The organism is Hydrogenophaga sp. ZJX-1 (assembly GCF_048590325.1).
Lineage (GTDB): Bacteria > Pseudomonadota > Gammaproteobacteria > Burkholderiales > Burkholderiaceae_C > Hydrogenophaga.
The window spans coordinates 734,818-758,807 of sequence record NZ_JBMBRA010000001.1; the positions used below are offsets into that span (position 1 = coordinate 734,818).

At 64.0% G+C, this 23,990-nt stretch carries 22 protein-coding genes and 2 tRNA genes; 19 read left to right on the top strand and 5 right to left on the bottom strand.

Going from position 1 to position 23,990, the window contains the following annotated elements:
* Positions 1-39 precede the first annotated feature (39 nt).
* Together ispD and ispF are read left to right on the top strand one after the other, a co-directional pair.
* Complete coding sequence (gene ispD / locus ACN5W5_RS03600; RefSeq protein WP_420047202.1) at positions 40-762, top strand: 2-C-methyl-D-erythritol 4-phosphate cytidylyltransferase; 723 nt, start codon at positions 40-42, stop codon at positions 760-762.
* An 82-nt stretch (positions 763-844) separates the two neighbouring features.
* Positions 845-1,342, top strand: a complete 498-nt coding sequence (gene ispF, locus ACN5W5_RS03605; RefSeq protein ID WP_420047203.1) for a 2-C-methyl-D-erythritol 2,4-cyclodiphosphate synthase — start codon at positions 845-847, stop codon at positions 1,340-1,342.
* A gap of 12 nt (positions 1,343-1,354) precedes the next feature.
* Here ispF and ACN5W5_RS03610 read toward each other — a convergent pair whose 3' ends face one another.
* Together ACN5W5_RS03610 and ompR are read right to left on the bottom strand one after the other, a co-directional pair.
* Positions 1,355-2,758, bottom strand: a complete 1,404-nt coding sequence (locus ACN5W5_RS03610; protein WP_420047204.1) for an ATP-binding protein — start codon at positions 2,756-2,758, stop codon at positions 1,355-1,357.
* Positions 2,758-3,489, bottom strand: coding sequence for a two-component system response regulator OmpR (gene ompR / locus ACN5W5_RS03615; protein ID WP_177135035.1), 732 nt, complete (start codon positions 3,487-3,489; stop codon positions 2,758-2,760). The genes ACN5W5_RS03610 and ompR overlap by 1 nt, the downstream gene beginning before the upstream one ends.
* Positions 3,490-3,643: 154 nt before the next feature.
* On the opposite strand from ompR, the gene ACN5W5_RS03620 reads away from it, so the two are divergent.
* On the top strand, positions 3,644-3,949 hold the full coding sequence (locus tag ACN5W5_RS03620; RefSeq protein WP_420047205.1) for a hypothetical protein: 306 nt from the start codon (positions 3,644-3,646) through the stop codon (positions 3,947-3,949).
* Between the two features lie 6 nt (positions 3,950-3,955).
* Complete coding sequence (locus tag ACN5W5_RS03625) at positions 3,956-4,714, top strand: SIMPL domain-containing protein (protein ID WP_420047206.1); 759 nt, start codon at positions 3,956-3,958, stop codon at positions 4,712-4,714.
* Positions 4,715-4,776: 62 nt separating this feature from the next.
* Here the strand turns inward: ACN5W5_RS03625 and ACN5W5_RS03630 are convergent, their stop codons facing one another.
* Positions 4,777-5,547, bottom strand: coding sequence for a 3-hydroxybutyrate dehydrogenase (locus ACN5W5_RS03630; RefSeq protein WP_420047207.1), 771 nt, complete (start codon positions 5,545-5,547; stop codon positions 4,777-4,779).
* Between the two features lie 79 nt (positions 5,548-5,626).
* Here ACN5W5_RS03630 and ACN5W5_RS03635 point away from each other — a divergent pair, with 79 nt between their 5' ends.
* The 5 genes from ACN5W5_RS03635 (at position 5,627) to rimO (ending at position 11,293) form a co-directional block, all read left to right on the top strand.
* Entirely contained in the window at positions 5,627-6,550 is a 924-nt protein-coding gene (locus ACN5W5_RS03635) for an alpha/beta fold hydrolase (protein ID WP_420047208.1), read from the top strand.
* 19 nt (positions 6,551-6,569) lie between these two features.
* On the top strand, positions 6,570-8,897 hold the full coding sequence (locus ACN5W5_RS03640) for a RelA/SpoT family protein (RefSeq protein ID WP_420047209.1): 2,328 nt from the start codon (positions 6,570-6,572) through the stop codon (positions 8,895-8,897).
* Positions 8,898-8,957: 60 nt separating this feature from the next.
* Positions 8,958-9,034, top strand: a tRNA-Val gene (locus ACN5W5_RS03645).
* Positions 9,035-9,235: 201 nt separating this feature from the next.
* A complete protein-coding gene (gene phaR, locus ACN5W5_RS03650) occupies positions 9,236-9,778 on the top strand; it encodes a polyhydroxyalkanoate synthesis repressor PhaR (protein WP_290964414.1) in 543 nt (180 codons plus the stop codon).
* A 129-nt stretch (positions 9,779-9,907) separates the two neighbouring features.
* A complete protein-coding gene (gene rimO / locus ACN5W5_RS03655; RefSeq protein ID WP_420047210.1) occupies positions 9,908-11,293 on the top strand; it encodes a 30S ribosomal protein S12 methylthiotransferase RimO in 1,386 nt (461 codons plus the stop codon).
* Between the two features lie 169 nt (positions 11,294-11,462).
* Here the strand turns inward: rimO and ACN5W5_RS03660 are convergent.
* Positions 11,463-11,547, bottom strand: a tRNA-Leu gene (locus ACN5W5_RS03660).
* Between the two features lie 46 nt (positions 11,548-11,593).
* Between ACN5W5_RS03660 and rnr the strand changes: the two genes are divergently transcribed.
* A complete protein-coding gene (gene rnr / locus ACN5W5_RS03665) occupies positions 11,594-13,897 on the top strand; it encodes a ribonuclease R (RefSeq protein ID WP_420047211.1) in 2,304 nt (767 codons plus the stop codon).
* Positions 13,898-14,010: 113 nt separating this feature from the next.
* Positions 14,011-14,562, top strand: coding sequence for a YggT family protein (locus ACN5W5_RS03670; RefSeq protein WP_226466373.1), 552 nt, complete (start codon positions 14,011-14,013; stop codon positions 14,560-14,562).
* Between the two features lie 21 nt (positions 14,563-14,583).
* Here the strand turns inward: ACN5W5_RS03670 and ACN5W5_RS03675 are convergent, their stop codons facing one another.
* Positions 14,584-16,137: an NAD(P)H-hydrate dehydratase gene (locus tag ACN5W5_RS03675; protein ID WP_420047212.1), complete on the bottom strand. Its 1,554-nt coding sequence runs from the start codon at positions 16,135-16,137 to the stop codon at positions 14,584-14,586.
* Between the two features lie 285 nt (positions 16,138-16,422).
* Between ACN5W5_RS03675 and rpsB the strand changes: the two genes are divergently transcribed.
* From rpsB to rseP, 8 genes are all read left to right on the top strand, one after another.
* The gene (gene rpsB, locus ACN5W5_RS03680) at positions 16,423-17,178 is read left to right on the top strand and encodes a 30S ribosomal protein S2 (protein WP_420047213.1); all 756 of its coding nucleotides are present in this window, start codon (positions 16,423-16,425) and stop codon (positions 17,176-17,178) included.
* A gap of 113 nt (positions 17,179-17,291) precedes the next feature.
* Complete coding sequence (gene tsf / locus ACN5W5_RS03685; protein WP_420047214.1) at positions 17,292-18,209, top strand: translation elongation factor Ts; 918 nt, start codon at positions 17,292-17,294, stop codon at positions 18,207-18,209.
* A 179-nt stretch (positions 18,210-18,388) separates the two neighbouring features.
* Complete coding sequence (gene pyrH, locus ACN5W5_RS03690) at positions 18,389-19,099, top strand: UMP kinase (RefSeq protein ID WP_420047215.1); 711 nt, start codon at positions 18,389-18,391, stop codon at positions 19,097-19,099.
* 42 nt (positions 19,100-19,141) lie between these two features.
* Positions 19,142-19,702, top strand: coding sequence for a ribosome recycling factor (frr, locus tag ACN5W5_RS03695; protein ID WP_420047216.1), 561 nt, complete (start codon positions 19,142-19,144; stop codon positions 19,700-19,702).
* A gap of 43 nt (positions 19,703-19,745) precedes the next feature.
* Positions 19,746-20,516 carry a polyprenyl diphosphate synthase gene (uppS, locus tag ACN5W5_RS03700; protein ID WP_420047217.1) on the top strand — a complete coding sequence of 257 codons (771 nt, stop codon included), beginning with the start codon at positions 19,746-19,748 and terminating at the stop codon, positions 20,514-20,516.
* On the top strand, positions 20,509-21,342 hold the full coding sequence (locus ACN5W5_RS03705; protein WP_420047218.1) for a phosphatidate cytidylyltransferase: 834 nt from the start codon (positions 20,509-20,511) through the stop codon (positions 21,340-21,342). The genes uppS and ACN5W5_RS03705 overlap by 8 nt, the downstream gene beginning before the upstream one ends.
* A gap of 5 nt (positions 21,343-21,347) precedes the next feature.
* A complete protein-coding gene (gene ispC / locus ACN5W5_RS03710) occupies positions 21,348-22,535 on the top strand; it encodes a 1-deoxy-D-xylulose-5-phosphate reductoisomerase (RefSeq protein ID WP_420047219.1) in 1,188 nt (395 codons plus the stop codon).
* Positions 22,536-22,617: 82 nt separating this feature from the next.
* Positions 22,618-23,985: an RIP metalloprotease RseP gene (gene rseP / locus ACN5W5_RS03715; RefSeq protein ID WP_420047220.1), complete on the top strand. Its 1,368-nt coding sequence runs from the start codon at positions 22,618-22,620 to the stop codon at positions 23,983-23,985.
* Positions 23,986-23,990 lie beyond the last annotated feature (5 nt).

Genomic DNA, 23,990 nt, shown 5'->3' on the forward strand with positions numbered 1-23,990 from the left:
GGGGGTGTGAAAGACCTGATTCTAGAATGCGGTCACCCCATGAACGACGCTCCTCTCCCCATTCCCCCCAACCAGGCACCCCGTTGCCATGCCCTGTTGCCCTGCGCGGGCTCGGGTTCGCGCGCAGGCACCGCCGAGCCCAAGCAATACCAGCCCGTGGCCGGTCTGCCGATGGTGCTGCACACGCTGGCGGCGTTTCAGGCAGTGGACCGCATTGAGCGCTGTCTGGTGGTGGTGGCGCCCGGCGACCGCTTTTTGAGTGTGGACGACCCACGCCTCCAACTGGCCCGGTGCGGTGGCAGCACGCGGGCGGCCAGCGTGTTCAACGGCCTGCAGGCCTTGCTGGACAGCGGGGCCGACGCCAGCGACTGGGTGCTGGTGCACGACGCGGCGCGCTGCCTGATCACACCGGCGCAGATTGAAGCGCTGATCGACGCCTGCCAGGCTGATGCAGTGGGCGGCCTGCTGGCGCTCAAGTTGCCCGATACGCTCAAGTCCGAAGCCGGTGGCCGTGTGGCCGCGACGGTGGACCGGTCGGACAAGTGGCTGGCACAGACGCCGCAGATGTTCCGCATCGGCGCCTTGCGAGCGGCGCTGGCCGCGCAGGCCGACTCCGGTTTTGCCGGCGTGACCGACGAGGCCAGTGCGATGGAGCTGGCGGGGCAGAAGCCGCTGCTGGTGCCCGGCAGCGCCCAGAACTTCAAGGTCACCTACCCGGAAGACTTTGCTTTGGCCGAGGCCATTCTCAGGAGCAGAAATTGAACCCCCACGTTCGTCACGCTGTCTACTCACTGCCCCCCCGGGGGGCGTCGCGCTCCTTGGGGCGGTCCGGCGGTGCTCGCGCATGACGACCGCACACATACCCTTCCGCATCGGCGAGGGCTGGGACGTGCACGCCCTGGTGCCCGGCCGTCCGCTGATCATCGGCGGTGTCACCATTCCCCACACCATGGGCCTGCTGGGACATTCGGACGCTGACGTGCTGCTGCATGCCATCACCGATGCGCTGCTGGGAGCGGCCGGTCTGGGCGATATCGGTCGTCACTTCCCGGACACCGACGAGCGCTTCAAGGGCGCTGATTCCCGCATGCTGCTGGCCGAAACGATGCGACGCGTGCGCGCGGCCGGTTTCGAGGTCGGCAACATCGACAGCACCGTGATCGCACAGGCACCCAAACTGGCACCCCACATCGCCGCCATGGGCGACGCCATCGCGCGCGCGCTGGGCGTGGCGGTGCATCAGGTCAACGTGAAAGCCAAGACCGCTGAAAAGCTGGGGCCCGTGGGACAGGGCCTGTCGATCGAAGCCCGGGCTGTGGTCCTGCTGACCAGGATGCCCTGAGCGGGCTTCACGTCAGGGTTTGGCCAGGGGCAGTTTGATGTGGGCGGCCAGTCCGCCGGTGCTGCTGTTGGCCAATGCAAAGCGCCCGCCCATCCGGGCAATCGCGCGCTCGACGATGGCCAGTCCCAGGCCAGTGCCGGTGGCCGAGGTCCGGGAGGCGTCGCCGCGGAAGAACGGCTGCGTCAGCTGGGCCAGCATTTCAGGGACCACGCCGGTGCCGTGATCGCGCAGTTTGATCAGCACCCAGTCGTCTTTCTTGCGGGCGGCGATCTCGATCCGCACCTGGCCGCTTTCCGGTTCCCGGCCGTAGCGCTGGGCGTTTTCCAGCAAGTTGGAGAACACGCGGTGCAGTTCCACCGCATCGCCCATGACCACCGTTTCGGCTGGAATGCTCGTGTGCACCGCCACGTCGGGCGCGCTGCCGAGCGAAAACACGGCGGCATCGATGACCTGGTTGAGGCTCACGCGCTCGGGCTCCAGGTGGTCGGGGCGCGCGTAGTCGAGGAACTTGTCGATGATGGCGTTGACCTGTTCGATGTCGGCCGCCATGTGTTCGCGGGCCTGGGGATCGCCCACGCTCATTTCGGTTTCCAGCCGCAAGCGTGCCAGGGGCGTGCGCAGGTCGTGGGAAATGCCGGCGAGCATGAGCGCGCGGTCCTGCTCGATCTTGGACAGCCGCTGGGCCATGCGGTTGAAGCCGATGTTGACCTGGCGGATCTCACTGGTGGCGACCGCCTCGTTGAGTTGGCTGGCGTTGAAATCGCCTTCGCGCACGCGACTGGCGGCAAACGAGAGTTTTTTCAGCGGGCGGTTGATCAGCCGCGCGATCAGGGCGGCGCCGGCCAGGGAGAGCAGGGCGGCCGTGCCGAGCCAGATCAGCCAGGTGATGCCGGCCACCAGTTCGACGCGTGAGGGGTCGGTCTGCAGCCAGTAGGGGTCGTTGTCGATGCTGAACCCGATCCACAGTCCGGCTGTGTTGTTCACCTCACGCGCCACCACGGTGTCCGGACCCAGGCGGGCCTTGACCTGTTCGCTGATGCGGCGGCTGAGGGAATCGGTGTTGTAGAGCCGGTAGGTGTCGCCCGGCTCACGCGGTGCGATGCGCACCTTCTCTTCGTCAGCCAGCGTCTTGACCAGGGATACGCGCGCGATGGAGTCGGCGTGGATCAGCCCAGCCCGGGTGAGATTGACCAGCGAGGCCAGCTGCTGGGCACTTTGCAGCGCACGGGGTTCAAACTCCAGGGCCCGAAAGGTCTGCAGCCACGCGATGATGCAACCCAGCAGCAGCATGGCCAGCAGGAAAAACGTGCGCCAGAAAAGGCTGACTTCTCTGGGCGGACGGCTGTCCAGTGGCGCCGGGACCGTTTCGAGGGCCGCGGGCTGGGTTTCAAACGGAACGCGTGACTCTTCGGACATCAGGCGTTGCCGTCCGGCACGAACACATAGCCCACGCCCCAGACCGTCTGGAGGTAGCGCGGCGAAGCGGCGTCTTCTTCAATCAGCTTGCGCAGGCGCGACACCTGCACGTCCAGGCTGCGGTCGAACGGTTCGAACTCACGGCCCCGGGCGAGTTGGGCCAGCTTCTCGCGCGACAGCGGCTGGCGCGGGTGGCGCACCAAGGCCTTGAGCATGGCGAACTCGCCGGTGGTCAGGGGCAGGTCGACGCCTTCCTTGCGCAGGGTGCGCAGGCTCAGGTCGAATTCGAACGGACCGAAGGTCACCATCTCGGCATCCTGCGACGGTGCACCGGGCACTTCGGTGGGTGGGCGGCGGCGCAGCACGGCGTGGATGCGGGCCAGCAGTTCGCGCGGGTTGAACGGTTTGCCCAGGTAGTCGTCGGCGCCGACTTCGAGCCCGACGATGCGGTCCACGTCTTCGCTCTTGGCGGTCAGCATGATGATGGGCGTGCGGTCGGCGTTGGCGCGCAGGCGGCGGCAGATGGACAGGCCGTCTTCGCCGGGCATCATGAGGTCGAGCACGATCAGGTCCACCGCTTCGCGTTGCAGCACGCGGTTGAGGGCCTTGCCGTCTTCGGCCAGCATCACTTCAAAGCCTTCCTGCATCAGGTAACGGCGCAGCAGATCGCGGATGCGGACGTCGTCGTCAACGACCAGGATCTTGTTCGGGCGGGTGTTGGTTTGTGGCATGGCAGCAACTCTCGGAAAATGTAACAGAGGCCATTGTGGCAGTGGCAAGTGCTTGTCAGACCACGTTTTTTGTGTTCTTGACAGGCTGTTACAACTGTTGCCCAAGGGGTCAGGACCGTTACCATGCTTGCCTCCCACAATGGTGCTTTTATCCATGCCCCGATCCAACATGAAGCTGGTTTTATCTCTGGGAAGTCTTTTGCTGTGTCTCTCGCCCATGCTCGGTGCCGCGGAGAACCCCGCCCATCAGGACCAGGTTCAGGCAGCGGCCATGGTGCTGCCTTTGGAGTCTCCCGCGGGCGAGCCGCGTGGCCCGTTGCGGCTGCGTGATGCCTTGCGTTATTCGGACAGCGACAGTGAAGCGGAGGAAGTCAAACCCTACCGACTCTCGGCCGAAGAACGGCAGCGGTTGCGTGAGCAGTTGCGCAACCAGTCGTTTGATCAACAGCCGAGAAAGTAGAGTTCCATGCTGAAAACCTCCCTGAAGAAATACGGCGCTGAAATTTCATTTGTTCGTGTTCGCTCGCTGCTGGTCGGATTGGCCTGTGGTGGGCTGCTGTCGGCTGGATGGGCTCAGATGCCCGCTGTGGCCCATGATCCGGCCCATGTGGTGAACCTGTCCGCGAGCAGCTTTCTGGAGGTCGAGCAGGACTGGCTTTCCATGAGCCTGAACACCACACGCGAAGGCAACGACGCCACCGCGGTCCAGAATCAGCTCAAACAGGCGCTGGATGCGGCACTGGCCGTGGCCCGGCCGGCGGCGCAGCCGGAGTTGCTGGAACTGCGGACCGGGCAGTTCAGCCTGTATCCGCGTTATGGCACCAACGGCAAGATCAACGGTTGGCGGGGCAGCGCCGAACTGTGGCTGGAGGGGCGCGACTTTGGCCGCATCAGCAGCACGGCCGGCAAGATCCAGACGCTCACGATGGGTGATGTGGGGTTTTCGCTGTCGCGCATGGCCCAGCAGCGACTCGAATCGGATGTGCAGGGGCAGGCGATCGAACGCTTCAAAGGCAAGGCCGCTGAAGTGGCCAAGGGTTTTGGTTTCAGTGGCTACACCCTGCGCGAGGTGTCGGTCAGTTCGGCCGACCAGGGCGGTGGACCGGTGCGCCCGCGCATGATGGCCATGGAAGCCAAGACCTCGATGGCCGATGCCCCGGTGCCGGTCGAGGCGGGCAAGAGCATGGTGAGCGTGACCGTGTCCGGTTCGATCCAGCTGCGTTGAGTAACGCGGCTCCCAGGCAAAAGGCCCGCACCGGGGGCCTTTTGTTTCGCGTTGTTGGCGTGTTATTGCGCCACCCAGCCGCCGTCCATGTTCCAGGCCACACCGCGCACGTTGTTGCCAGCGGGCGAACAGAAGAAGACGGCCAGTTCACCCAGTTCTTCCGGGGTGGTGAACTGCATCGAGGGCTCTTTTTCGCCCAGCAAAACGTTCTTCGCTTCCTCATTCGTAACGCCCAGCGCAACCGCCTTGGCGTCCACCTGTTTCTGCACCAGTGGCGTGAGCACCCAGCCCGGGCAGATCGCGTTGCAGGTCACGCCGGAGGTTGCGTTTTCCAGGGCCGTCACCTTGGTCAGACCGACCACACCGTGCTTGGCCGCCACGTAGGCCGACTTTTCGGCTGAGCCCACCAGGCCGTGCACCGAGGCCACGTTGATGATGCGGCCCCAGTTGGCCGCGCGCATGGCCGGAATCGCCAGGCGGGAAGCGTGGAAGGCGCTGGTGAGGTTGATCGCGATGATCGCGTCCCACTTCTCCACGGGGAAGTCTTCAACCCGTGCCACGTGCTGGATGCCGGCGTTGTTGACCAGAATGTCCACGCGCCCGAACCGTTCGGCTGCGAACTTCATCATGTCTTCAATCTCGGCGGGCTTGCTCATGTCGGCACCGTGGTACGCGACCTGGACCCCCAGGGCAAGAATCTCGGCTTTCGGGCCTTCGACATCGCCAAAACCGTTGAGCACGATGTTGGCACCCTGGCGCGCGAGCGCTTTGGCAATGCCCAGTCCGATGCCGCTGGTGGAGCCGGTGACAAGGGCAGTTTTGTTGGCAAGCATGGGTAAGCTCCTGTTCCATTACGATAGGTTGAAAAACACCTGATTCATTATCACGGAGACACAGGGAAGGCCCCGGTTCATGCAGTCACCACAGCTTCGATTTTTGCCAGTCAGCGGGCCCGCGGCCCGCGAGGGTGGGGTGCGCCGCATGGCCTTCTGGGACTGGTCTGCCGACCCGGAGGCGCAGGGGCGCCATGTTGTCATCTGTGTGCACGGGCTTTCGCGTCAGGGGCGTGATTTTGATGTGCTGGCGCAGGCGTTGACACGGCGCTCGCGCGTGCTGGCGGTCGATGTGGCCGGGAGGGGTTACAGCGACTGGCTGGCCGATCCCATGGCGTACCAGTTGGGCAACTATGTGGCCGATCTGGCGGCGCTGGTGCTTCACGTGCGGGCCGAAGTTCCCGACGCAGCGATCGACTGGGTGGGCACCAGCATGGGCGGTCTCATCGGCATGGCGATCGCGGCCCAGCCCGCGCTGGCTCCGCGCCGGCTGGTGCTCAATGACGTCGGCCCGGTGATCGAATGGGCGGCCTTGCAGCGCATCGGCGACTATCTGGGCCAGAACCCATCGTTCGCCAGCGAGCAGGACGCCGTGGCTTACCTGGCCTCCATCTCCACCGGCTTCGGGCCTCACACACCGGCCCAATGGCTGGCTTTTTCCCGGCCCATGTTGCGCGAGCGCGATGGGCGTTGGTGGCTGCATTACGACCCGGCTATCGCGCAGCCTTACAAAGCGATGACCACCGGTATGGAAGAGGCGGCCGCTCGGCAGTTTGTGCAAGACGGTGAGCGTACGCTCTGGGCGCTCTACGACGCCATCGGTGCACCCACCCTGTTGCTGCGAGGCGCCGACTCCGATCTGCTGACCCGTGCCACCGCATCCGAAATGGGTCAGAGAGGACCGCAGGCGCGCTGTGTGGAATTTGCAGGCGTCGGACACGCGCCGACGCTGTTGGCCCCCGATCAGATTGCCGTGGTGCAGGAATTTCTGTGGGCGGTGTGAACCGGCCCTTTGAGTTGAGATGAAACGTTCGCTTGCCACTTTTCCGCCCGTGGGGGCCCCGTCCCCGTCTGAGGTGGCCCCAACGGGCCTGGGAACTTCTTCGGCCATCGTGGCCGCCACTTCCGACAGCTTGCCCCACCAGGCGCAGGCACTGGCGCGGGCGCGCGCTTTCGCCGAACCGCTGCTGGCCTCCGAGCAACTGGACACCGGCGAAAACACCCTGGCCCATGCCGATGCCGTGGCGGCCATCCTGAGCGACATTGGCGGCTCCGAAGCCATGCAGGCGGCCGTCTATCTGGTGTACACCTGTCCGTACCTGAACCGTCCGCAAGAGGTGATTGCCAAGGCCTTTGGTGACAACTTTGCCGCCTTGGCCATGGAGACCACCAAGCTGGTGCAGCTGCAGCATCAGGCGCGCATCAAGTCGGCCGAAGTGCAGGCCAAGAAGGTCGAAGAGCGCCTGGCCGCACAGGATCAGGCCTTGCCCGTCGTGTCACCGGGCAAGGCGCCCGTTTCAGAGCTGGCAGCAAGCCAGACCGAAAACGTGCGCAAGATGCTGCTGGCCTTTTCGCGCGATCTGCGCGTGGTGATGCTGCGGCTGGCCTCCCGGCTGCAGACCTTGCGCTATTTCGCTGCGTGCAAGGGTGACCCGGGCGAGGCGCTGGCCAGCGAGTCGCTGCATGTGTTTGCGCCGCTGGCCAATCGGCTGGGCATCTGGCAGATCAAGTGGGAGATGGAAGACCTGGCTTTCCGTTTCCTGGAGCCCCACACCTACAAACAGGTCGCCCGCCTGCTGGACGAGAAGCGTGCCGAGCGTGAAGCGCATGTCGAACAGGTCCGCCAGCAGCTTGAGCAGGACCTTCAGCGTCAGGGCATACAGGCTTCGGTGGAGGGTCGACCCAAGCACATCTACAGCATCGTCAAGAAGATGCGGGGCAAGGCGCTCGATTTTGACCAGGTGTTCGACATTCGTGCGCTTCGGGTGGTGGTTCCACAGACCGACGACTGCTACGGGGTGCTGGCGCTGGTGCACGCGCACTTCAAGCCGGTGGCCGAAGAGTTTGACGACTACATCGCCAAACCCAAACCCAACGGCTACCAGTCGCTGCACACCGTGGTGCGCGACGAACAGGGCAGGGCGTTTGAAATCCAGATCCGTTCCCAGGCCATGCACGATCACGCCGAGCACGGCGTCGCTGCGCACTGGGCCTACAAGGAAGCGGGCGCGAAAGGGTATGCGGGTGTCTCAGCGAGTTCGGAATACGACGCCAAGATCGCCGTGCTGCGCCAGCTGCTGGCCTGGGAACGGGACCTCAGTGGCAGTGCCAAGGGCCTGTTCGACGACCGCATCTATGTGCTGACGCCCGATGCTGCGATCGTGGAGTTGCCTCAGGGTGCCACCGCTGTGGATTTCGCCTACACCGTGCACACGAACCTGGGTCACCGTTGTCGGGGCGCCCGCGTCGACGGCGCCATGGTCACGCTGAACACGCCGCTGCAAAACGGGCAGACGGTGGAGATCACCGCGGCCAAGGAAGGCGGGCCGTCGCGGGACTGGCTCAACGCCGATCTGGGCTACCTGGTCAGCCACCGGGCCAAGAGCAAGGTGCGCGCCTGGTTCAATGCCCTGGCCATGGAGGAAACCATCGCCAGAGGCCGCGACGCGGTTGAAAAGCTGCTGCAGCGCGAGGGCCGCACGGCGCTCAAGTTTGACGATCTGGCCACGGCCATGGGCCTGGCGTCAGCGCAGGCGCTGTTTGAGCAGGTCGGGAAAGACGAACTCTCGCTGCGGGCCATCGAAACCCATCTGCGACCCGCTGAACCTTCCGAACCGGCCGAAGAGCTGGCGTGGCTGAAGAAGCCGCGCAAACGCACAGGACCTTCTCCGGGCGGCGTTCTGGTGGTGGGGGTCGACTCGCTCATGACGCAGCTGGCGAAATGCTGCAAACCCGCCCCGCCAGACGACATCTGCGGGTTCGTGACGCGCGGCAAGGGCGTGAGCATCCACCGCAGCGATTGCAGTGACTTTGCGCACCTGCAGCGCAAGAGTCCGGACCGTGTCATCGAGGTGCAGTGGGGCGGGCAGACAGGTGGCGGGCGCGATGGTTCGGCCGAGGTGTATCCGGTGGACGTGGCGGTTGAGGCGCAGGACCGGCAGGGCCTGCTGCGCGACATTTCCGAAGTGTTTGCCCGCGAAAAAATGAACGTGATCGGTGTGCAGACCCAGTCGGTCAAAGGCATTGCGTGGATGACGTTCACCATCGAGGTGCTCGACTCCCGCCAGGTGGCAAGAGCGATGGCGGTGGTGGGTGATGTGGCCGGTGTTCGCGTGGTGCGCCGCAAATGATGCAGGAAGGCAAAAAATAGCCTGGAAAGCTGCTATACTGCGAGGCTTCGGACAGTTTGTAGGCGCGTAGCTCAGCTGGTTAGAGCACCACCTTGACATGGTGGGGGTCGTTGGTTCGAGTCCAATCGCGCCTACCAAATTTTTCCGATGCATCAAAGGCCTGGCGGCACCGTCCGGCCTTTTTTTTGTGTCCGAAATGGGCTTCAGAGCCCCGCTGGGCATTCGGGAATCCCACAGGGTAAACCCATGCTGACAGTTGTCAGGGTGGGTTCCTAGAATGTGCCGTATGCTCTGACCTGCTCTGGTTCCCGAGCCGCTCCCATTCTGAAAGTCCCTCAGTGCAAAAAAGCAAGGCCGAAGCCAGCAGCGCCAACCCAGGCGTCTTGCGCATCATCAAGAAATACCCCAATCGGCGTCTGTATGACACCGATACCTCGTCCTACATCACGCTGGCCGAGGTCAAGGCGCTGGTGATGGACAACGAGCACTTTGTGGTGCGAGACGCCAAGACCAATGACGACCTGACCCGCAGCATCCTGTTGCAGATCATCCTGGAAGAAGAAACCGCGGGCGTGCCCATCTTCACCGAGCAGGTGCTGGCCAACATCATCCGGTTCTACGGCCACGCCATGCAGGACTTCATGGGCTCGTACCTGGAGAAGAACGTGCAGATCTTCATGGATCTGCAGAACAAGATGTCCGAGCAGACGAAGGGCCTGAACCCCGAAGTCTGGAAGCAGTTCACGAATGTGCAGTCGCCCATGATGCAGGGCATGATGGGTACCTACATGGAGCAGTCACGCAGCGCGTTCACGCAAATGCAGGAACAGATGCAGAAGAACAGCGAGCAGATGTTGGCGGCTTTGGGTCTGAAGCGCTGATACATACGCCTATGCCCCGCCGTTGTGCGGGGCACTGCGCCCCAGGGGACAATCTGGCTTGGCGTCTTGCTGTGCCAAACCGTTTACCTTGCGCATGCCGCGGATGGACAGGTCTGAGACAATCGGACCATGACTGAAACTGTTGCCACCCCGGGCGCTGCGGCGCCCAAGGTCGGTTTTGTGAGCCTGGGTTGCCCCAAGGCGCTGACCGACTCCGAACTCATCCTCACGCAGCTCAGCGCTGAGGGTTACCAGACTTCCAAGACCTTTGCCGGTGCCGATCTCGTGATCGTGAACACCTGCGGTTTCATTGACGATGCGGTGAGGGAAAGCCTGGACACGATTGGCGAAGCCTTGGCCGAAAACGGCAAGGTGATCGTCACGGGGTGTCTGGGCGCCAGAGAGGCCGATGGCGGCGGCAACATGGTGCGGCAGATGCATCCGAGCGTGCTGGCCGTGACCGGCCCCCACGCCACGCACGAGGTGATGGAGGCGGTGCACCTGCACCTGCCCAAGCCGCACGACCCGTTTGTCGATCTGGTGCCTGCGCAGGGCATCAAGCTCACGCCGCGCCACTACGCCTACCTGAAGATCAGCGAAGGCTGCAACCACCGCTGTACCTTCTGCATCATCCCGTCCATGCGCGGTGATCTGGTGAGCCGACCGATCGGCGATGTGCTGACCGAAGCGCGCAAGCTGTTTGAAGCCGGCGTGAAAGAGTTGCTGGTGGTGAGCCAGGACACCTCGGCCTACGGCGTGGATGTGCAGTACCGCACCGGGTTCTGGGACGGCAAGCCGGTCAAGACGCGCATGTTCGACCTGGTGCGCTCGTTGGGCGAATTGGCCAAGGGCTTTGGTGCCTGGGTTCGTCTGCACTACGTGTACCCGTACCCGCATGTGGATGACATCGTTCCGCTCATGGCCGAAGGCCTGTGTCTGCCGTATCTGGACGTTCCGCTGCAGCACAGCCATCCCGATGTACTCAAGCGCATGAAGCGCCCGGCCAGCGGCGAGCGCAACCTGGAGCGCATTGCCCGCTGGCGCGAGCTGTGTCCGGAGATCGTGGTGCGCAGCACCTTCATCGCTGGCTTTCCCGGTGAGACCGAAGCTGAGTTTCAGCATCTGCTGGATTTCGTGCAGGAAGCCCGCATTGATCGCGCAGGTTGTTTTGCCTACTCGCCGGTGAACGGTGCGGCGGCGAATGCGCTGGCCGACCCGGTGCCAGAAGCCGTTCGTGAGGAGCGCCGTGCGCGCTTCATGGCGGTGGCTGAGGCGGTGTCGACCGACAAGCTGCGCGAGCGGGTGGGCGCGACCATGCAGGTGCTGGTGGATTCGGCGCCCGGCATGGGCAAGAAGGGTGGCGTGGGCCGCAGTTATGCCGATGCGCCCGAGATCGATGGCGTGGTGCGGCTGCTGCCGCCCGAGAAGATCAGCAAGACGCTGAAGGTGGGCGAGTTCACCAAGGCGCGCATCGTGGCCGCAGAGGGGCACGACTTGCTGGCGGTGCCGTTTTGACCGTTGCCGCGTTGGCATGCCGCGATGACCACCGTCAGGTGGTCACCTTTAAGACCCTGAATCTGAAAGAGAACAGCCGGCGCGCCGCGAGCGTGCCGGCTTCCGTGTTTTTCTGTCTGGAAAAACAAAAAAAGGGCTTGCAAACATCATGTTTGCAAGCCCTTATGATTGGTGCCCAGGAGAGGACTCGAACCTCCACGCCTCTCAGCGCTAGTACCTGAAACTAGTGCGTCTACCAATTCCGCCACCTGGGCATTTCAGGAAAAACGCTAGTATAGCATCAAAAATTGAACTCAAAAAGTGAACGAAAAAAATAGCCTGCTGGCCGAATTTGAAGGTGTCGTGTCCGGTCATCGTGATGGACACGGCTTTGTGGTCCGCGACGATGGACAGGCCGACATCTATCTGCCTTCCAACGAGATGCGGGCGGTGTTGCACAAGGATCGCGTGAAAGCGCGCATCGTGCGCCAGGACCGCAAGGGCCGACCCGAAGGCCGGGTGACGGAGATCATCGAACGCTCGAAGTCGCCCATCATCGGCCGGCTTCTGCAGGAGAGTGGTGTCTGGCTCGTTGCCCCCGAAGACAAGCGCTACGGGCAAGACGTGCTGATTCCCAAAGGCGCCACGGGCTCGGCCAAGCCGGGGCAGGTGGTGGTGGTCGAACTGACAGAGCCGCCCGCCCTGTACGGCCAGCCGGTCGGCCGCGTGAAGGAAGTGCTGGGGGAGATTGACGACCCAGGCATGGAGATCGAGATCGCGGTGCGCAAATACGGTGTGCCGCACGAATTTTCCGATGCGGCCACGGCCCAGGCGCGGGCGCTGCCGGACCATGTGCGCTCCAGCGATCACAAGAACCGCGTCGATCTGCGTGACGTGCCTCTCGTCACCATTGACGGCGAAGACGCCCGTGACTTCGACGACGCGGTGTATTGCGAGCCGGCCAAAGTGGGCCGGGGCAAGGGCTGGCGCCTGCTGGTCGCCATTGCCGATGTGAGCCACTACGTGCAGACCGGCTCGGCCATCGACGTCGATGCCTACGAGCGTGCGACCTCGGTGTACTTCCCGCGCCGCGTGATTCCCATGTTGCCGGAGAAGCTCTCCAACGGCCTGTGTTCGTTGAATCCGGGCGTGGAGCGCCTGTGCATGGTCTGCGACATGCTGGTCAACGCCAAGGGCGAGGTGCATGCCTACCAGTTCTACCCGGCGGTGATGTTCAGCCATGCGCGGTTCACCTACACCGAGGTGGCGGCCATTCTGCAGAACACGCGCGGGCCGGAGGCGGCGCAACGCAAGCCGCTGATTCCCTATCTGTTGAACCTGCACGATGTGTACCGCGCCTTGCTGGCCGCGCGCAATGCCCGCGGAGCGGTGGACTTCGAAACCACCGAAACCCAGATCGTGTGTGACGAATCGGGACGCATCGAGAAAATCGTTCCGCGCACCCGCAACGATGCGCACAAGCTGATCGAGGAAGCCATGCTGGCGGCCAACGTCTGCTCGGCCGATTTCATCAGCCAGGGCAAACACGTGGGTCTGTTCCGCGTTCACGAAGGTCCGACGCCCGAGAAGCAGGACATCCTGCGCAACTACCTCAAGGCCATGGGCGTGTCGCAGACCATCAGCGACAACCCGCAACCGGCCGAGTTCCAGCAGATCGCCGCAGCGACCAAGGATAGGCCCGAGGCGCAACAGATCCACACCATGCTGCTGCGCTCCATGCAGCAGGCCATCTACACGCCCATGAACCAGGGCCACTTTGGTCTCGCGTTCGAGGCCTACACCCACTTCACCAGTCCGATCCGCCGCTACCCCGATCTGCTGGTGCACCGCGTGATCAAGGCCATCCTGGCCCAGCAGCGCTACCAGTTGCCGGCCCTGCCGACGCCGGGTGAAGCGCACGCCAAACTCAGCAAGCGCCTGGCCAGCCGCGCCAAGCCGCCAGTGGCCGGCGAGCCGGTGAAAAAGATCTCGGCCGACACCCTCGCCTGGCAGGCGGCGGGACTGCATTGCAGCGCCAACGAGCGGCGCGCCGACGAGGCCAGTCGTGACGTGGAAGCCTGGCTCAAGTGCAAGTACATGCGTGAGCACCTGGGTGAGGAGTTCAGCGGTGTGGTGAGTTCGGTCACGAGTTTTGGCTTGTTTGTCACGCTCGATGCGATGTACGTCGAGGGCCTTGTTCACATCACCGAGCTGGGTGGCGAATACTTCCGGTTCGACGAGGCGCGTCAGGAGCTGCGCGGCGAGCGCACGGGCATCCGCTACGCGCTGGGCACCCGGGTGCAGGTGCAGGTGAGCCGTGTGGACCTGGATGGCCGCCGCATCGACTTCCGCTTGGTCACCGGTGAAGACGATCTGCTGCTGCGTGCGATGCGCGACAAGACAGGCGGCCCGGGCGCTGCGGGTGATGGGGATGCCTCCACCGGACGCGGCGGGAAAGCCCGGCGCAACCGCCCGTCCGAAGGGGCTTCAAAACCCCGCCCGGCCAGTGCAGCCGACGCCCTGGTGCAGGAGGTCAAGGCGTCGGTCAAGCGCGCGGCGAGCAAAAAGTCCGCGCGGGGCAATGCGCGGCCCTCGGCGGGCAAGGTTCGCAAAGGACGCCGCTGAGAACGGGTGTCTGATTTGGTTGGGGCGGGCTGGCGCAATGGTGCGGCCTGCTCTGAACCTGGCGCCGTCGCCGAGGGCCTTCGCTGGCTTGTTCTGATCAAAGGTCCATTCTCATGAGCGTTCTGTTTTTCCTGCTGGAAACCCTGTTTTTTTTCCTGATCGCCGCCGCATTGCTGCGCGCCTGGATGAACCATTTGCGCATCCACATGTCAGCGCAGCCCGGGCGCCTGGCCATCGCGGTCACCGACTGGCTGGTGCGACCGGTGCGGCGCATCCTCCCCAAGTCCCTGGCGCAAAGCCGCGTCGATTGGGGTAGCCTGATGGCGGCCCTGTTGCTGGCGCTGGCCTATGGGGGACTTTGGTTGATGCTGGCCTCGCTGTTTGCCGGGATGCCGGCGTCGTCGGCTGCGTTGGTGCTGGCCATTCCAACCCTGGCCGTGAAGCTGCTGCTGCGGGTGGTGTTGCAGGGCTTGATGATCCTGTTGCTGGTCTATGCCGTGTTGTCCTGGGTGCAACCCGGTTCACCGGTGCTCTCCACACTCGATCGCCTGTGTGGGCCGATTCTGCGACCGGTGCGCCGCATCATCCCGCCGATCGGTGGCGTCGACCTGTCGGTGCTGGTGTTGGTGATTGTGCTGCAGGTGGGCTTGATCCTGCTGGGCTGAAGCGCCGGAAGCCGGGCTGGCTCAGAGGGCTTGTTCGGCCAGCATGCTGGCGGTGAGGTGGCAAGCGCCCTTGGTCTGCATCCACCGGTCGGCGAGACGGCCATGCTGGTGCACGGCACCAGCCACCCGTTGAACGGTTTGCTCGAAGCTCCCCGGAGGCGATGCCAGGGTGCTACCGATCATGCCGGCCAGCACGTCGCCGGTGCCGGCCGTTGCCAACGCCGCGTTGCCACTGGCGTTGATCATCGGCATACGCCCCGGCGCGCTGATCACGGTGCCCGATCCCTTGAGCACACAGATGGCGGCAAACCGGTCGCTCAGGTGCTGGGCTGCCGCCAGTCGGTCAGACATGACCGTGGCGGTGTCGTTGCCGAGCAGGCGGGCAGCTTCCAGTGGGTGGGGCGTCAGCACCGTGACCCAGCCCGACGCGCTGCGTTCCTGCAGCCGGACTTGAAGGTGGCTGTCTCTGGCGATGGCATTGAGCGCGTCGGCATCCAGTACCAGCGTAGGTGCCTGAGCAAGCACCGCGGGCAACAGCTCGGCCACCGCATCACCTCCGCCACAACCGCAAACGACAACGGCGGTTTGCATCAATGCGCTGCTCATCAGCGCCGCCACCGAACGGAACATCAGTTCAGGGCATTCCGGGTCCCAGCGCACCGCCGGCTCACCGAGGGTCTCGCCCAGCAGCGCCACATAGACACGGCCGGCACCTCCGTGCAAGGCTGCGCGGGCGGCCAGCACCGCTGCACCGGTCATGCCCGCGCCGGCATGCGCGATGTCTTGTCCGCCTAGGACTGCCACCTCGCCATAGCTGCCCTTGTGGGTCGCGTGCGCTCGTCGCCATGGCGCAGTGGAGTGCGGCGTTTCACAGATGAGTTGCGCCTGGGCCAGTACGCCGTCGCAGGGTGGTACGCCCAGGTCATCGAACCAGACCTGACCGGCTTCATCACGGCCGTCCGCGGTGAAGAGGCCCGGCTTGAGGGTCAGGAGCGACAAGGTGTGGCGCTCTTGGGATGCTTGAGGGTTCCCGCCTGGTGCGCGCATCAGCACACCGGTGTCGGTGTCCAGACCACTGGGGAGGTCGACGCTCAGAACGGGTGTACCGCTGGAACGCAGAAAGCGAAGATGATCGGCCAGCAGCCCTTCGGGCGGGCGGCGGCAGCCAATGCCCAGCAGGGCATCAATGGCGAAATCGAAGCTTGAAGGCGGCGCGTCTTGAATCTGCAAGCCTGTGGCCAGCGCCTGCTGCAGGGCGTGCGCTGCGTCCGGTGGCAGTCGGGCCGGGTCGCCGCACAGCGTGACCACGATATCGGGCAGGCCGCCGGTCGACCGGCTGAAGTGTTGCAGGTGGGTCGCGGCCACCAGCCCGTCACCTCCATTGTTGCCGGGACCACAGGCGATCCAGATGCGCCGGGCGTGCGGGGCCAGAGCCCGGGTGAGTTCGGCCACGCGCAGGCCCGCGCGGGCCATCAGTGTGTGGGGTGGCAGGGCGCTGGCGGCGATGCGCTCGATCGAGCGCGTCGCCGCCAGGCCGTACAGCGGTTCCGTTCCATGGGTGCCGACATGCCGCATGGTGATCAGGCCACAGTCATCGTTTCGAAGGCGTCATCGAATGATGGAGTCCAGCGTTTCCACTTTGGGCTTGATGTTGTCAATGTCGATGGCAAGGATTGGCCTGCTATAATTGACTGGCTTTGCTGGAGGGTGATCTGGGTATTTTTCCCGGAGCCCGAGTGCAAGGTAATCGCAAACCAGCCCAACCGGGTGTTGTCGGAGCATGGGAGTGAAGCCTGTTGGCCTCATTCGCTCATGACGATCAGGGCTGGATTTTAGTCCCAACCTCTGGAAAGAAATCTCATGTCTATCTCCATGCGCGAAATGCTGGAAGCCGGTGTCCACTTCGGTCACCAAACCCGCTTCTGGAACCCCAAGATGGCTCCGTACATCTTCGGTCACCGCAACAAAATCCACATCGTCAACCTCGAAAAGACGTTGCCGCTGTTCGAAGAGGCCGCCAAGTTCGTGCGCAACCTGTCCGCCAACCGCGGCACCGTTCTGATGGTGGGCACCAAGCGCCAGTCGCGCGACATCGTGGCACAGGAAGCCCGCCGTGCCGGCGTGCCTTTTGTTGACCAGCGCTGGCTCGGTGGCATGCTGACCAACTTCAAGACGGTCAAGACCTCCATCAAGCGTTTGAAGGACATGCAGGCCCAGCAAGAAGCCGGCCTGGAAAGCATGACCAAGAAAGAGCAGTTGATGTTTGCTCGCGAAATGGAAAAGCTGGAAAAGGACATCGGCGGCATCCAGGACATGACCGCGCTGCCCGACGCCATCTTCGTGATCGACGTGGGCTTCCACAAGATCGCCATTCTTGAAGCACAGAAGCTGGGCATCCCGCTGGTGGGCGTGGTTGACACCAACCACAACCCGGTCGGCATCGACTACGTGATCCCCGGTAACGACGACTCGGCCCGTGCTGTGGCGTTGTACGCCCGCGGTATCGCTGATGCAATCATCGAAGGTCGCTCCAGCGCCGTCAACGACGTCGTCAAGACCGTCAAGGCCGAGGGCTCCGACGAATTCGTCGAAGTCAAGGAAGACGCGGCCGCCTGAGCCTCGCCGCAGCGCGAAAGAGGGGCTCCTGTAGCCCCTTTTTCACAAGCAAAATCGATCAATTGAAAAGTCCGCCCGGCCCACTCGGGGAAGGCGGCCAACGGAGAACTGAAATGGCAATTACCGCAAGCATGGTCGCCGAACTGCGCGCCAAGACCGACGCACCCATGATGGAGTGCAAGAAAGCGCTGACCGAGGCCGATGGCGACATGGCCAAGGCCGAAGAGCTGCTGCGCGTCAAGCTGGGTACCAAGGCGGGCAAAGCCGCCAGCCGAGTGACCGCCGAAGGCGTTGTCGCTGGCTTCATCAACGGCACCAACGGTGGTCTGATTGAAGTGAACTGCGAAACCGACTTCGTGACCAAGAACGACAGCTTCCTGGCCTTGGCCAATGCCGCTGCCAAGCTGGTGGCCGAGCACAACCCGGCCAGCGTCGAAGCGCTGGGCGCTCTGCCTTACAGCCAGGACAGCTTTGGCCCCACGCTCGAAGATGTGCGCAAGGGCCTGATTGGCAAGATCGGCGAGAACATGAGCTTTCGCCGCTTCAAGCACTACAGCAGCGGCGCCAAGCTGGTGAGCTACCTGCACGGCACCCGCATCGGCGTGGTGGTGGAGTTCGAAGGCGAAGAAGTGCCGGCCAAGGACACGGCGATGCACATCGCTGCCATGAAGCCTGTTGCGCTGACCAGCGCCGACGTGCCGGCCGAGTTCATTGAGCGCGAGCGCTCGGTGGCCGCAGCCAAGGCCGACGAGGCCAACAAGGAGCTCCTGGCCGCCGGCAAGCCTGCGCAGAGTGCCGAGATCACCGCCAAGCGCATCGACGGCGCTGTGCAGAAGTACCTGAAGGAAGTCAGCCTGTTCAACCAGGCCTTCGTGAAGAACGACAAGCAGACCGTCGAGCAGATGCTCAAGGCCAGCGGCACGACCGTCAAAGGCTTCACCATGTACGTGGTGGGTGAGGGCATCGAGAAGAAAGTGGACGACTTCGCCGCCGAAGTCGCCGCGCAAGTGGCTGCTGCCAAGGGCGCCTGATCCGGCGCTGGACACTGCCAGCCCCTTCGCAGAGACAAGACAACGGGCCGCAAGGCCCGTTGTCTTGTGTGTTGTCCTGTTATTGCGGTGATTGTGTCGCTGGCCGGGTCGTTCTGTGCCGGCTCCTCGGTACACTTGCCGGTTGAGCCTACCGATATCTGATTTCCTGAAAGTTGTCCATGCCAGCCTATAAACGCATCCTTCTTAAATTGTCGGGTGAAGCCCTGATGGGTGACGATGCATTCGGTATCAACCGCGCCACCATCGTTCGCATGGTGGAAGAGATTGCCGAAGTCACGCGTCTCGGCGTGGAGGTGGCCATCGTCATCGGTGGGGGCAACATTTTCCGCGGCGTGGCGGGTGGTTCGGTGGGCATGGACCGTGCCACGGCCGACTACATGGGCATGCTGGCCACGGTCATGAACTCGCTCGCACTGGCCGACACCATGGAAAAAGCCGGCCTGGTGGCGCGGGTCATGTCTGCCATCGCGATCGAGCAGGTGGTCGAGCCCTATGTCCGCCCCAAGGCGCTGCAGTACCTCGAAGAGGGCAAAGTGGTCGTCTTTGCGGCGGGCACTGGCAATCCCTTTTTCACCACCGACACAGCCGCCGCACTGCGCGGCGCAGAAATTGGAGCCGAGATCGTGCTCAAGGCCACCAAGGTGGATGGTGTCTACAGCGCCGATCCGAACAAGGATCCGAATGCCACCCGCTACACAGCGCTGACCTTTGACGAGGCCATGGCCAGGAACCTCCAGGTGATGGACGCCACGGCCTTTGCGCTGTGCCGCGACCAGAAGCTGCCCGTCAAGGTGTTTTCGATTTTCAAGCCGGGCGCCCTGCGCAATGTGGTGCTCGGTGGCGACGAGGGCACGCTGGTCCACGTCTGACACCCACCGACTCACCGAAACCTGTCGAATTGAGGAGCATTCATGAGCATTGCTGAAGTCCGCCAAACCGCCGAACACAAGATGCAGCAGTCGGTGGAATCGTTCAAGAGCAACCTGGCCAAGGTGCGAACGGGACGACCCAACCCCCAACTGCTCGACACGGTGCATGTGGATTACTACGGATCCATGTTGCCGTTGTCACAAGTGGCCAACCTCACGCTGCTCGACGCCCGCACGATTGGTGTGGCACCGTGGGAAAAGGGCATGGGCGCGAAGATCGAAAAAGCCATCCGCGAGTCCGATCTGGGCCTGAATCCCTCCAGCCAGGGCGACCTGATCCGCGTGCCCATGCCGCCGATGACCGAAGAGCGCCGCAAGGAGCTGACCAAGGTCGTTCGGGGCGAGGGCGAGTCGGCCAAGGTGGCCATCCGCAACCTGCGTCGCGACGCCAACGAAACGGTCAAGAAGCTGGTCAAGGACAAGCTGGCGTCGGAAGACGATGAGCGCCGTTCGACAGAAGACATCCAGAAGCTGACCGACCGCATGATCAACGAGGTCGATCGGTTGGTCGCGTCCAAAGAGCAGGACATCATGGCGGTGTGACGCGTTTGCATCACCCTTGCCTGTTTTCTGAACCCGCGTCTTGATGACCGATTCCTTGCCTTCCGATCCGACATCTCCTGTCATCGTGCCACACCATGTGGCCATCGTGATGGATGGCAACGGCCGCTGGGCTCAGCGCCGCCATCTGCCGCGGGTGGCCGGCCACAAACAAGGGGTGGACGCGCTGCGCAACACGGTGCGGGCCTGCCTGGAGCGGGGTGTTCAGGTGCTCACGGTTTTTGCTTTTTCTTCCGAGAACTGGAGCCGTCCAGTGGATGAGGTGTCCGGTTTGATGGACCTGCTGGTCATGGCCCTGTCGCGCGAGGTGCCCAAGCTGACCAAGAACGGCGTGCGCCTGTATTTTCCGGGTGATCGCAGCGGGCTTTCGCCCAGGGTCGTTCAGGGTCTGCAACGGGCTCAGGATGCTACCGCCCACAACCAGCGCATGGTGCTCAACGTCTGTTTCAACTACGGTGGGCGCTGGGACATCGCGCAGGCGGCGCGCCGGCTGGTGGCCGAGGGTCGTGACATCACCGAAGCCAGTTTGTGTGAAACCACCGCGCTGGCCCATTCGGGCGATCCGGACCTGCTGATCCGAACCGGAGGCGAGATGCGGATCAGCAACTTCTTGCTCTGGCAAGCCGCCTACACCGAACTGTTTTTTACGCCCTGTCTCTGGCCCGACTTTGATGCTGTGGAGCTGGACCGCGCCTTCGCCGACTACGCGGGTCGCGAGCGCCGTTTTGGTCAGACATCGGATCAGGTGGTCAAGAGCCCGGCAACGGGTGTCCAAGCCGGACCACACCATGCTTAAACAGCGCATCATCACTGCGCTGCTCTTGATGGCGGTTCTGTTGCCCGCCCTGTTTTACCCGTCCATCGAGCCCTTTGTGCTGCTGTCTCTCCTGCTCATGGTGGCGGGCGGCTGGGAGTGGGCGCGGCTCAATGCCTGTGCGCCCGCCGTGGCCAAGGCCGTGGGGCTGGGCTTGGGGCTGGCGTTGCTGGCGTTCTGGCTGCTGGGTGGACTGGAACAGACCTGGCGACCGGTCTGGCTGGTGTCTTCCTTGGTCTGGGTCGGTCTGGCTGTGGTGATGCTGCGGCGCGGTGTGGCTGGCTGGAGCGTCTGGCCTGCGGCGATCCGGCTGGGGCTGGGGCTGCTGTTGCTGGCCTGTGCCTGGCTGGCGCTGGTGCAGGCGCGTCAACTGGGGGTGGGCTTTCTGCTCTCCGTGTTGACCCTTGTCTGGATGGCCGACATCGCGGCTTATGCCGGCGGGCGCGCATTCGGGCGGCGCAAGCTGGCACCCACGCTGAGTCCCGGCAAGAGCTGGGAAGGGGTGGTCAGCGGGCTCGGGGGGGTCCTGTTGCTCGGACTGGGGTGGCGCTGGTTCGACGGACAGCAGCTCACCGACCAACCCAGTCTGTTCACCCGTCTGCAGACGCTGGGCGAGCTGGTTTCGTGGCTGGCCGTGATTGGCCTGACCGCCATGAGCGTGGTGGGGGATCTGCTGGAATCGCTGGTCAAACGCAGCGCAGGCATGAAAGACTCCAGCCAGCTCCTGCCAGGACACGGTGGTGTGCTGGACCGGGTGGATGCGCTGCTGCCCGTGCTGCCACTGGCCATGATGCTGGTCACCCTCTGAACACCATGACCGCTTTTCAACAGAACATCACCATTCTCGGTTCGACCGGATCGATTGGCACCAGCACGCTGGATGTGATCGCCCGCCATCCCGACCGCTACCAGGTGTTTGCCCTTACTGCGGCCACGCAGGTGGAGATGTTGCTCCAGCAATGCCAGGTTTTTTCCCCGCGCTACGCCGTGATGGCCAGCGCCCCCCATGCCGCGCAACTGGCTGATCGCGTGAAAGCGCTGGGCTTGCCGGTCCAGGTGCTGGCGGGCGACCGCGCGTTGTGTGAAGTCAGTTCCGACCCGGACGTGCACGCGGTGATGGCGGCCATCGTGGGGGCGGCCGGATTGGCCCCCAGCCTCGCCGCGGCACAGGCTGGCAAGAAGCTGCTGCTGGCCAACAAGGAAGCCCTGGTGGTGGGGGGCGAGCTGTTCATGCAGGCAGTGCAAGAGGGCGGGGCCACGTTGTTGCCCATCGACAGCGAGCACTCGGCGGTGTTTCAGTCGTTGCCCGAAGAGTCCGCCACCTGGGAGCGCCGGGTGGAGAAGATTGTGCTCACGGCTTCCGGTGGGCCGTTCCGTCAGCGTGATCCGAAAACCCTTCATCTCGTCACGCCCGAGGAGGCCTGCGCCCACCCCAACTGGGTCATGGGACGCAAGATTTCGGTGGATTCCGCGACCATGATGAACAAGGCGCTGGAGGTGATTGAGGCACGCTACCTGTTCGGTCTGGCGCCAGCGCAGATCGAGGTGGTGATCCACCCGCAGAGCGTGATCCACTCCATGGTGCAGTACCACGACCGTTCGGTGGTGGCCCAACTGGGCACGCCCGACATGCGCGTGCCCATTGCGTATGGGCTTTCCTGGCCCGAGCGTATCGCATCGGGTGCGGCCGCACTTGATTTTTCGACCTTGGGCGCACTCAGTTTCGAGAAACCGGACGACCAGCGCTTCCCCGGTCTTCGACTGGCCTGGGAGGCGCTGGCCGGTCCGGTCGGCACCACCGCCGTGCTCAATGCGGCCAACGAAGTGGCCGTGGCCGCATTTCTCGACCGGCGACTGCGCTTTGACCAGATTCACGCGGTCAACCATGCAACTTTGGACGCCATGCGTCCCTCCAAGCCGGTGGGCCTGGGTGATCTGATGGCCATCGATGCCGAGGCGCGCGCAGTGGCTGGCACGGTGGTTGCACGTTGCGCAGCCTGACCGGACTTCCTAGCGGTCGCGGACACCGGCGGCCGGTGTCGTCCCTGAACAAGCTTGTCCCCGTCATTGCAGGACCCTGCCCATGTTGACCCTGATCGCTTTTGTGGTGGCCCTCGGCCTGCTGATCACCGTGCACGAATACGGGCACTACCGGGTGGCTGTGGCGTGTGGCGTGAAAGTGCTGCGTTTCTCGGTCGGTTTCGGCAAACCCCTGCTGCGCTGGCAACGCAAGGGCAGCCCGACCGAATTCGTGCTGTGCGCTCTGCCCCTGGGCGGTTATGTGCGCATGCTGGACGAGCGCGAAGCGCCGGTGGACGCAGCCGAGCGCCACCTTGCGTTCAACACCCAGCCGCTGAAGTCGCGCGCCGCCATCGTGGCAGCGGGGCCCGTGGCCAACCTGTTGCTCGCCGTGTTGTTGTATGCGGTGGTGAACTGGTCGGGCGTGGAAGAGCCCAAGCCGGTGCTGGCGGCGCCGGTGGCCGGTTCGCTGGCGCAACAGGTGGGGCTGCAAGGCGGCGAGTGGGTTTCACAGATGGACGCGGGTAGCGATTCCGAGCCGGTTGCCGTGTCGTCGTTTGAAGACCTGCGCTGGCAATTGACACAAGCGGCCCTGTCGGGCGAAGACATGACGCTGTGGGTGGCGCGCGGAGAGGGTGAGCCTGCACACGCCATCACCTTGCCACTGAGCACGCTGGACGTGCGCGATGCCGACGCGAGCCTGTTCCGGCGCATCGGCATCCTGGCGCCCTGGAGCGCACCCCAGCTGGGCGAGATGCTGCCGGGCGGCGCAGGCGAAGCCGCCGGCTTGCGTGCAGGCGATCTCGTGCTGCAGGTGGACGGCCGAGCGGTGGCCGATGGTCAAAGCCTGCGCACCCTGATTCGCGAAGCGGTGGGCCCGCAGGGGGAGCCGCGCGAGCAACAGTGGCTGCTGCAGCGGGGTGCCGAACGCCTGACCTTGCCGGTGCGGCCGAAACCCGAGCAGATCGAAGGCGCCTGGGTCGGGCGCATTGGTGCCTACGTGGGTGCTGCGCCCGCCATGACCCTGGTGCGCCATGGGCCGGTGGACGGTTTGTGGCTGGGCGCCGTGCGCACCTGGGAGGTTTCCTGGCTCACGCTCAAGATGATGGGGCGCATGGTGATCGGCGAGGCCTCGATCAAGAACCTCAGCGGCCCTTTGACGATTGCCGACTACGCGGGCAAATCGGCCAGCCTGGGCCTGACTTCCTATCTGCTGTTTCTGGCGCTGATCAGCGTCAGCCTGGGGGTGCTCAACCTGCTGCCGCTGCCGGTCCTCGATGGAGGGCACCTGATGTATTATCTTTGGGAGGGTGTGACCGGGCGCAGTGTGTCTGACGTCTGGATGGAGCGCCTGCAGCGCGGTGGTGTTGCGATTCTTCTGGCGTTGATGTCCGTCGCCTTGTTCAATGATGTGGCCCGCTTGGCAGGCTGAACGTT

What these genes read in the sequence shown, in the direction of transcription:
- ispD (WP_420047202.1), top strand. Translation starts at nt 40, where the DNA reads ATGAACGACGCTCCTCTCCCCATTCCCCCCAACCAGGCACCCCGTTGC.
- ispF (WP_420047203.1), top strand. Translation starts at nt 845, where the DNA reads ATGACGACCGCACACATACCCTTCCGCATCGGCGAGGGCTGGGACGTG.
- ACN5W5_RS03610 (WP_420047204.1), bottom strand. Translation starts at nt 2,758, where the DNA reads ATGTCCGAAGAGTCACGCGTTCCGTTTGAAACCCAGCCCGCGGCCCTC.
- ompR (WP_177135035.1), bottom strand. Translation starts at nt 3,489, where the DNA reads ATGCCACAAACCAACACCCGCCCGAACAAGATCCTGGTCGTTGACGAC.
- ACN5W5_RS03620 (WP_420047205.1), top strand. Translation starts at nt 3,644, where the DNA reads ATGCCCCGATCCAACATGAAGCTGGTTTTATCTCTGGGAAGTCTTTTG.
- ACN5W5_RS03625 (WP_420047206.1), top strand. Translation starts at nt 3,956, where the DNA reads ATGCTGAAAACCTCCCTGAAGAAATACGGCGCTGAAATTTCATTTGTT.
- ACN5W5_RS03630 (WP_420047207.1), bottom strand. Translation starts at nt 5,547, where the DNA reads ATGCTTGCCAACAAAACTGCCCTTGTCACCGGCTCCACCAGCGGCATC.
- ACN5W5_RS03635 (WP_420047208.1), top strand. Translation starts at nt 5,627, where the DNA reads ATGCAGTCACCACAGCTTCGATTTTTGCCAGTCAGCGGGCCCGCGGCC.
- ACN5W5_RS03640 (WP_420047209.1), top strand. Translation starts at nt 6,570, where the DNA reads ATGAAACGTTCGCTTGCCACTTTTCCGCCCGTGGGGGCCCCGTCCCCG.
- rimO (WP_420047210.1), top strand. Translation starts at nt 9,908, where the DNA reads ATGACTGAAACTGTTGCCACCCCGGGCGCTGCGGCGCCCAAGGTCGGT.
- ACN5W5_RS03670 (WP_226466373.1), top strand. Translation starts at nt 14,011, where the DNA reads ATGAGCGTTCTGTTTTTCCTGCTGGAAACCCTGTTTTTTTTCCTGATC.
- ACN5W5_RS03675 (WP_420047212.1), bottom strand. Translation starts at nt 16,137, where the DNA reads ATGCGGCATGTCGGCACCCATGGAACGGAACCGCTGTACGGCCTGGCG.
- rpsB (WP_420047213.1), top strand. Translation starts at nt 16,423, where the DNA reads ATGTCTATCTCCATGCGCGAAATGCTGGAAGCCGGTGTCCACTTCGGT.
- tsf (WP_420047214.1), top strand. Translation starts at nt 17,292, where the DNA reads ATGGCAATTACCGCAAGCATGGTCGCCGAACTGCGCGCCAAGACCGAC.
- pyrH (WP_420047215.1), top strand. Translation starts at nt 18,389, where the DNA reads ATGCCAGCCTATAAACGCATCCTTCTTAAATTGTCGGGTGAAGCCCTG.
- frr (WP_420047216.1), top strand. Translation starts at nt 19,142, where the DNA reads ATGAGCATTGCTGAAGTCCGCCAAACCGCCGAACACAAGATGCAGCAG.
- uppS (WP_420047217.1), top strand. Translation starts at nt 19,746, where the DNA reads ATGACCGATTCCTTGCCTTCCGATCCGACATCTCCTGTCATCGTGCCA.
- ACN5W5_RS03705 (WP_420047218.1), top strand. Translation starts at nt 20,509, where the DNA reads ATGCTTAAACAGCGCATCATCACTGCGCTGCTCTTGATGGCGGTTCTG.
- ispC (WP_420047219.1), top strand. Translation starts at nt 21,348, where the DNA reads ATGACCGCTTTTCAACAGAACATCACCATTCTCGGTTCGACCGGATCG.
- rseP (WP_420047220.1), top strand. Translation starts at nt 22,618, where the DNA reads ATGTTGACCCTGATCGCTTTTGTGGTGGCCCTCGGCCTGCTGATCACC.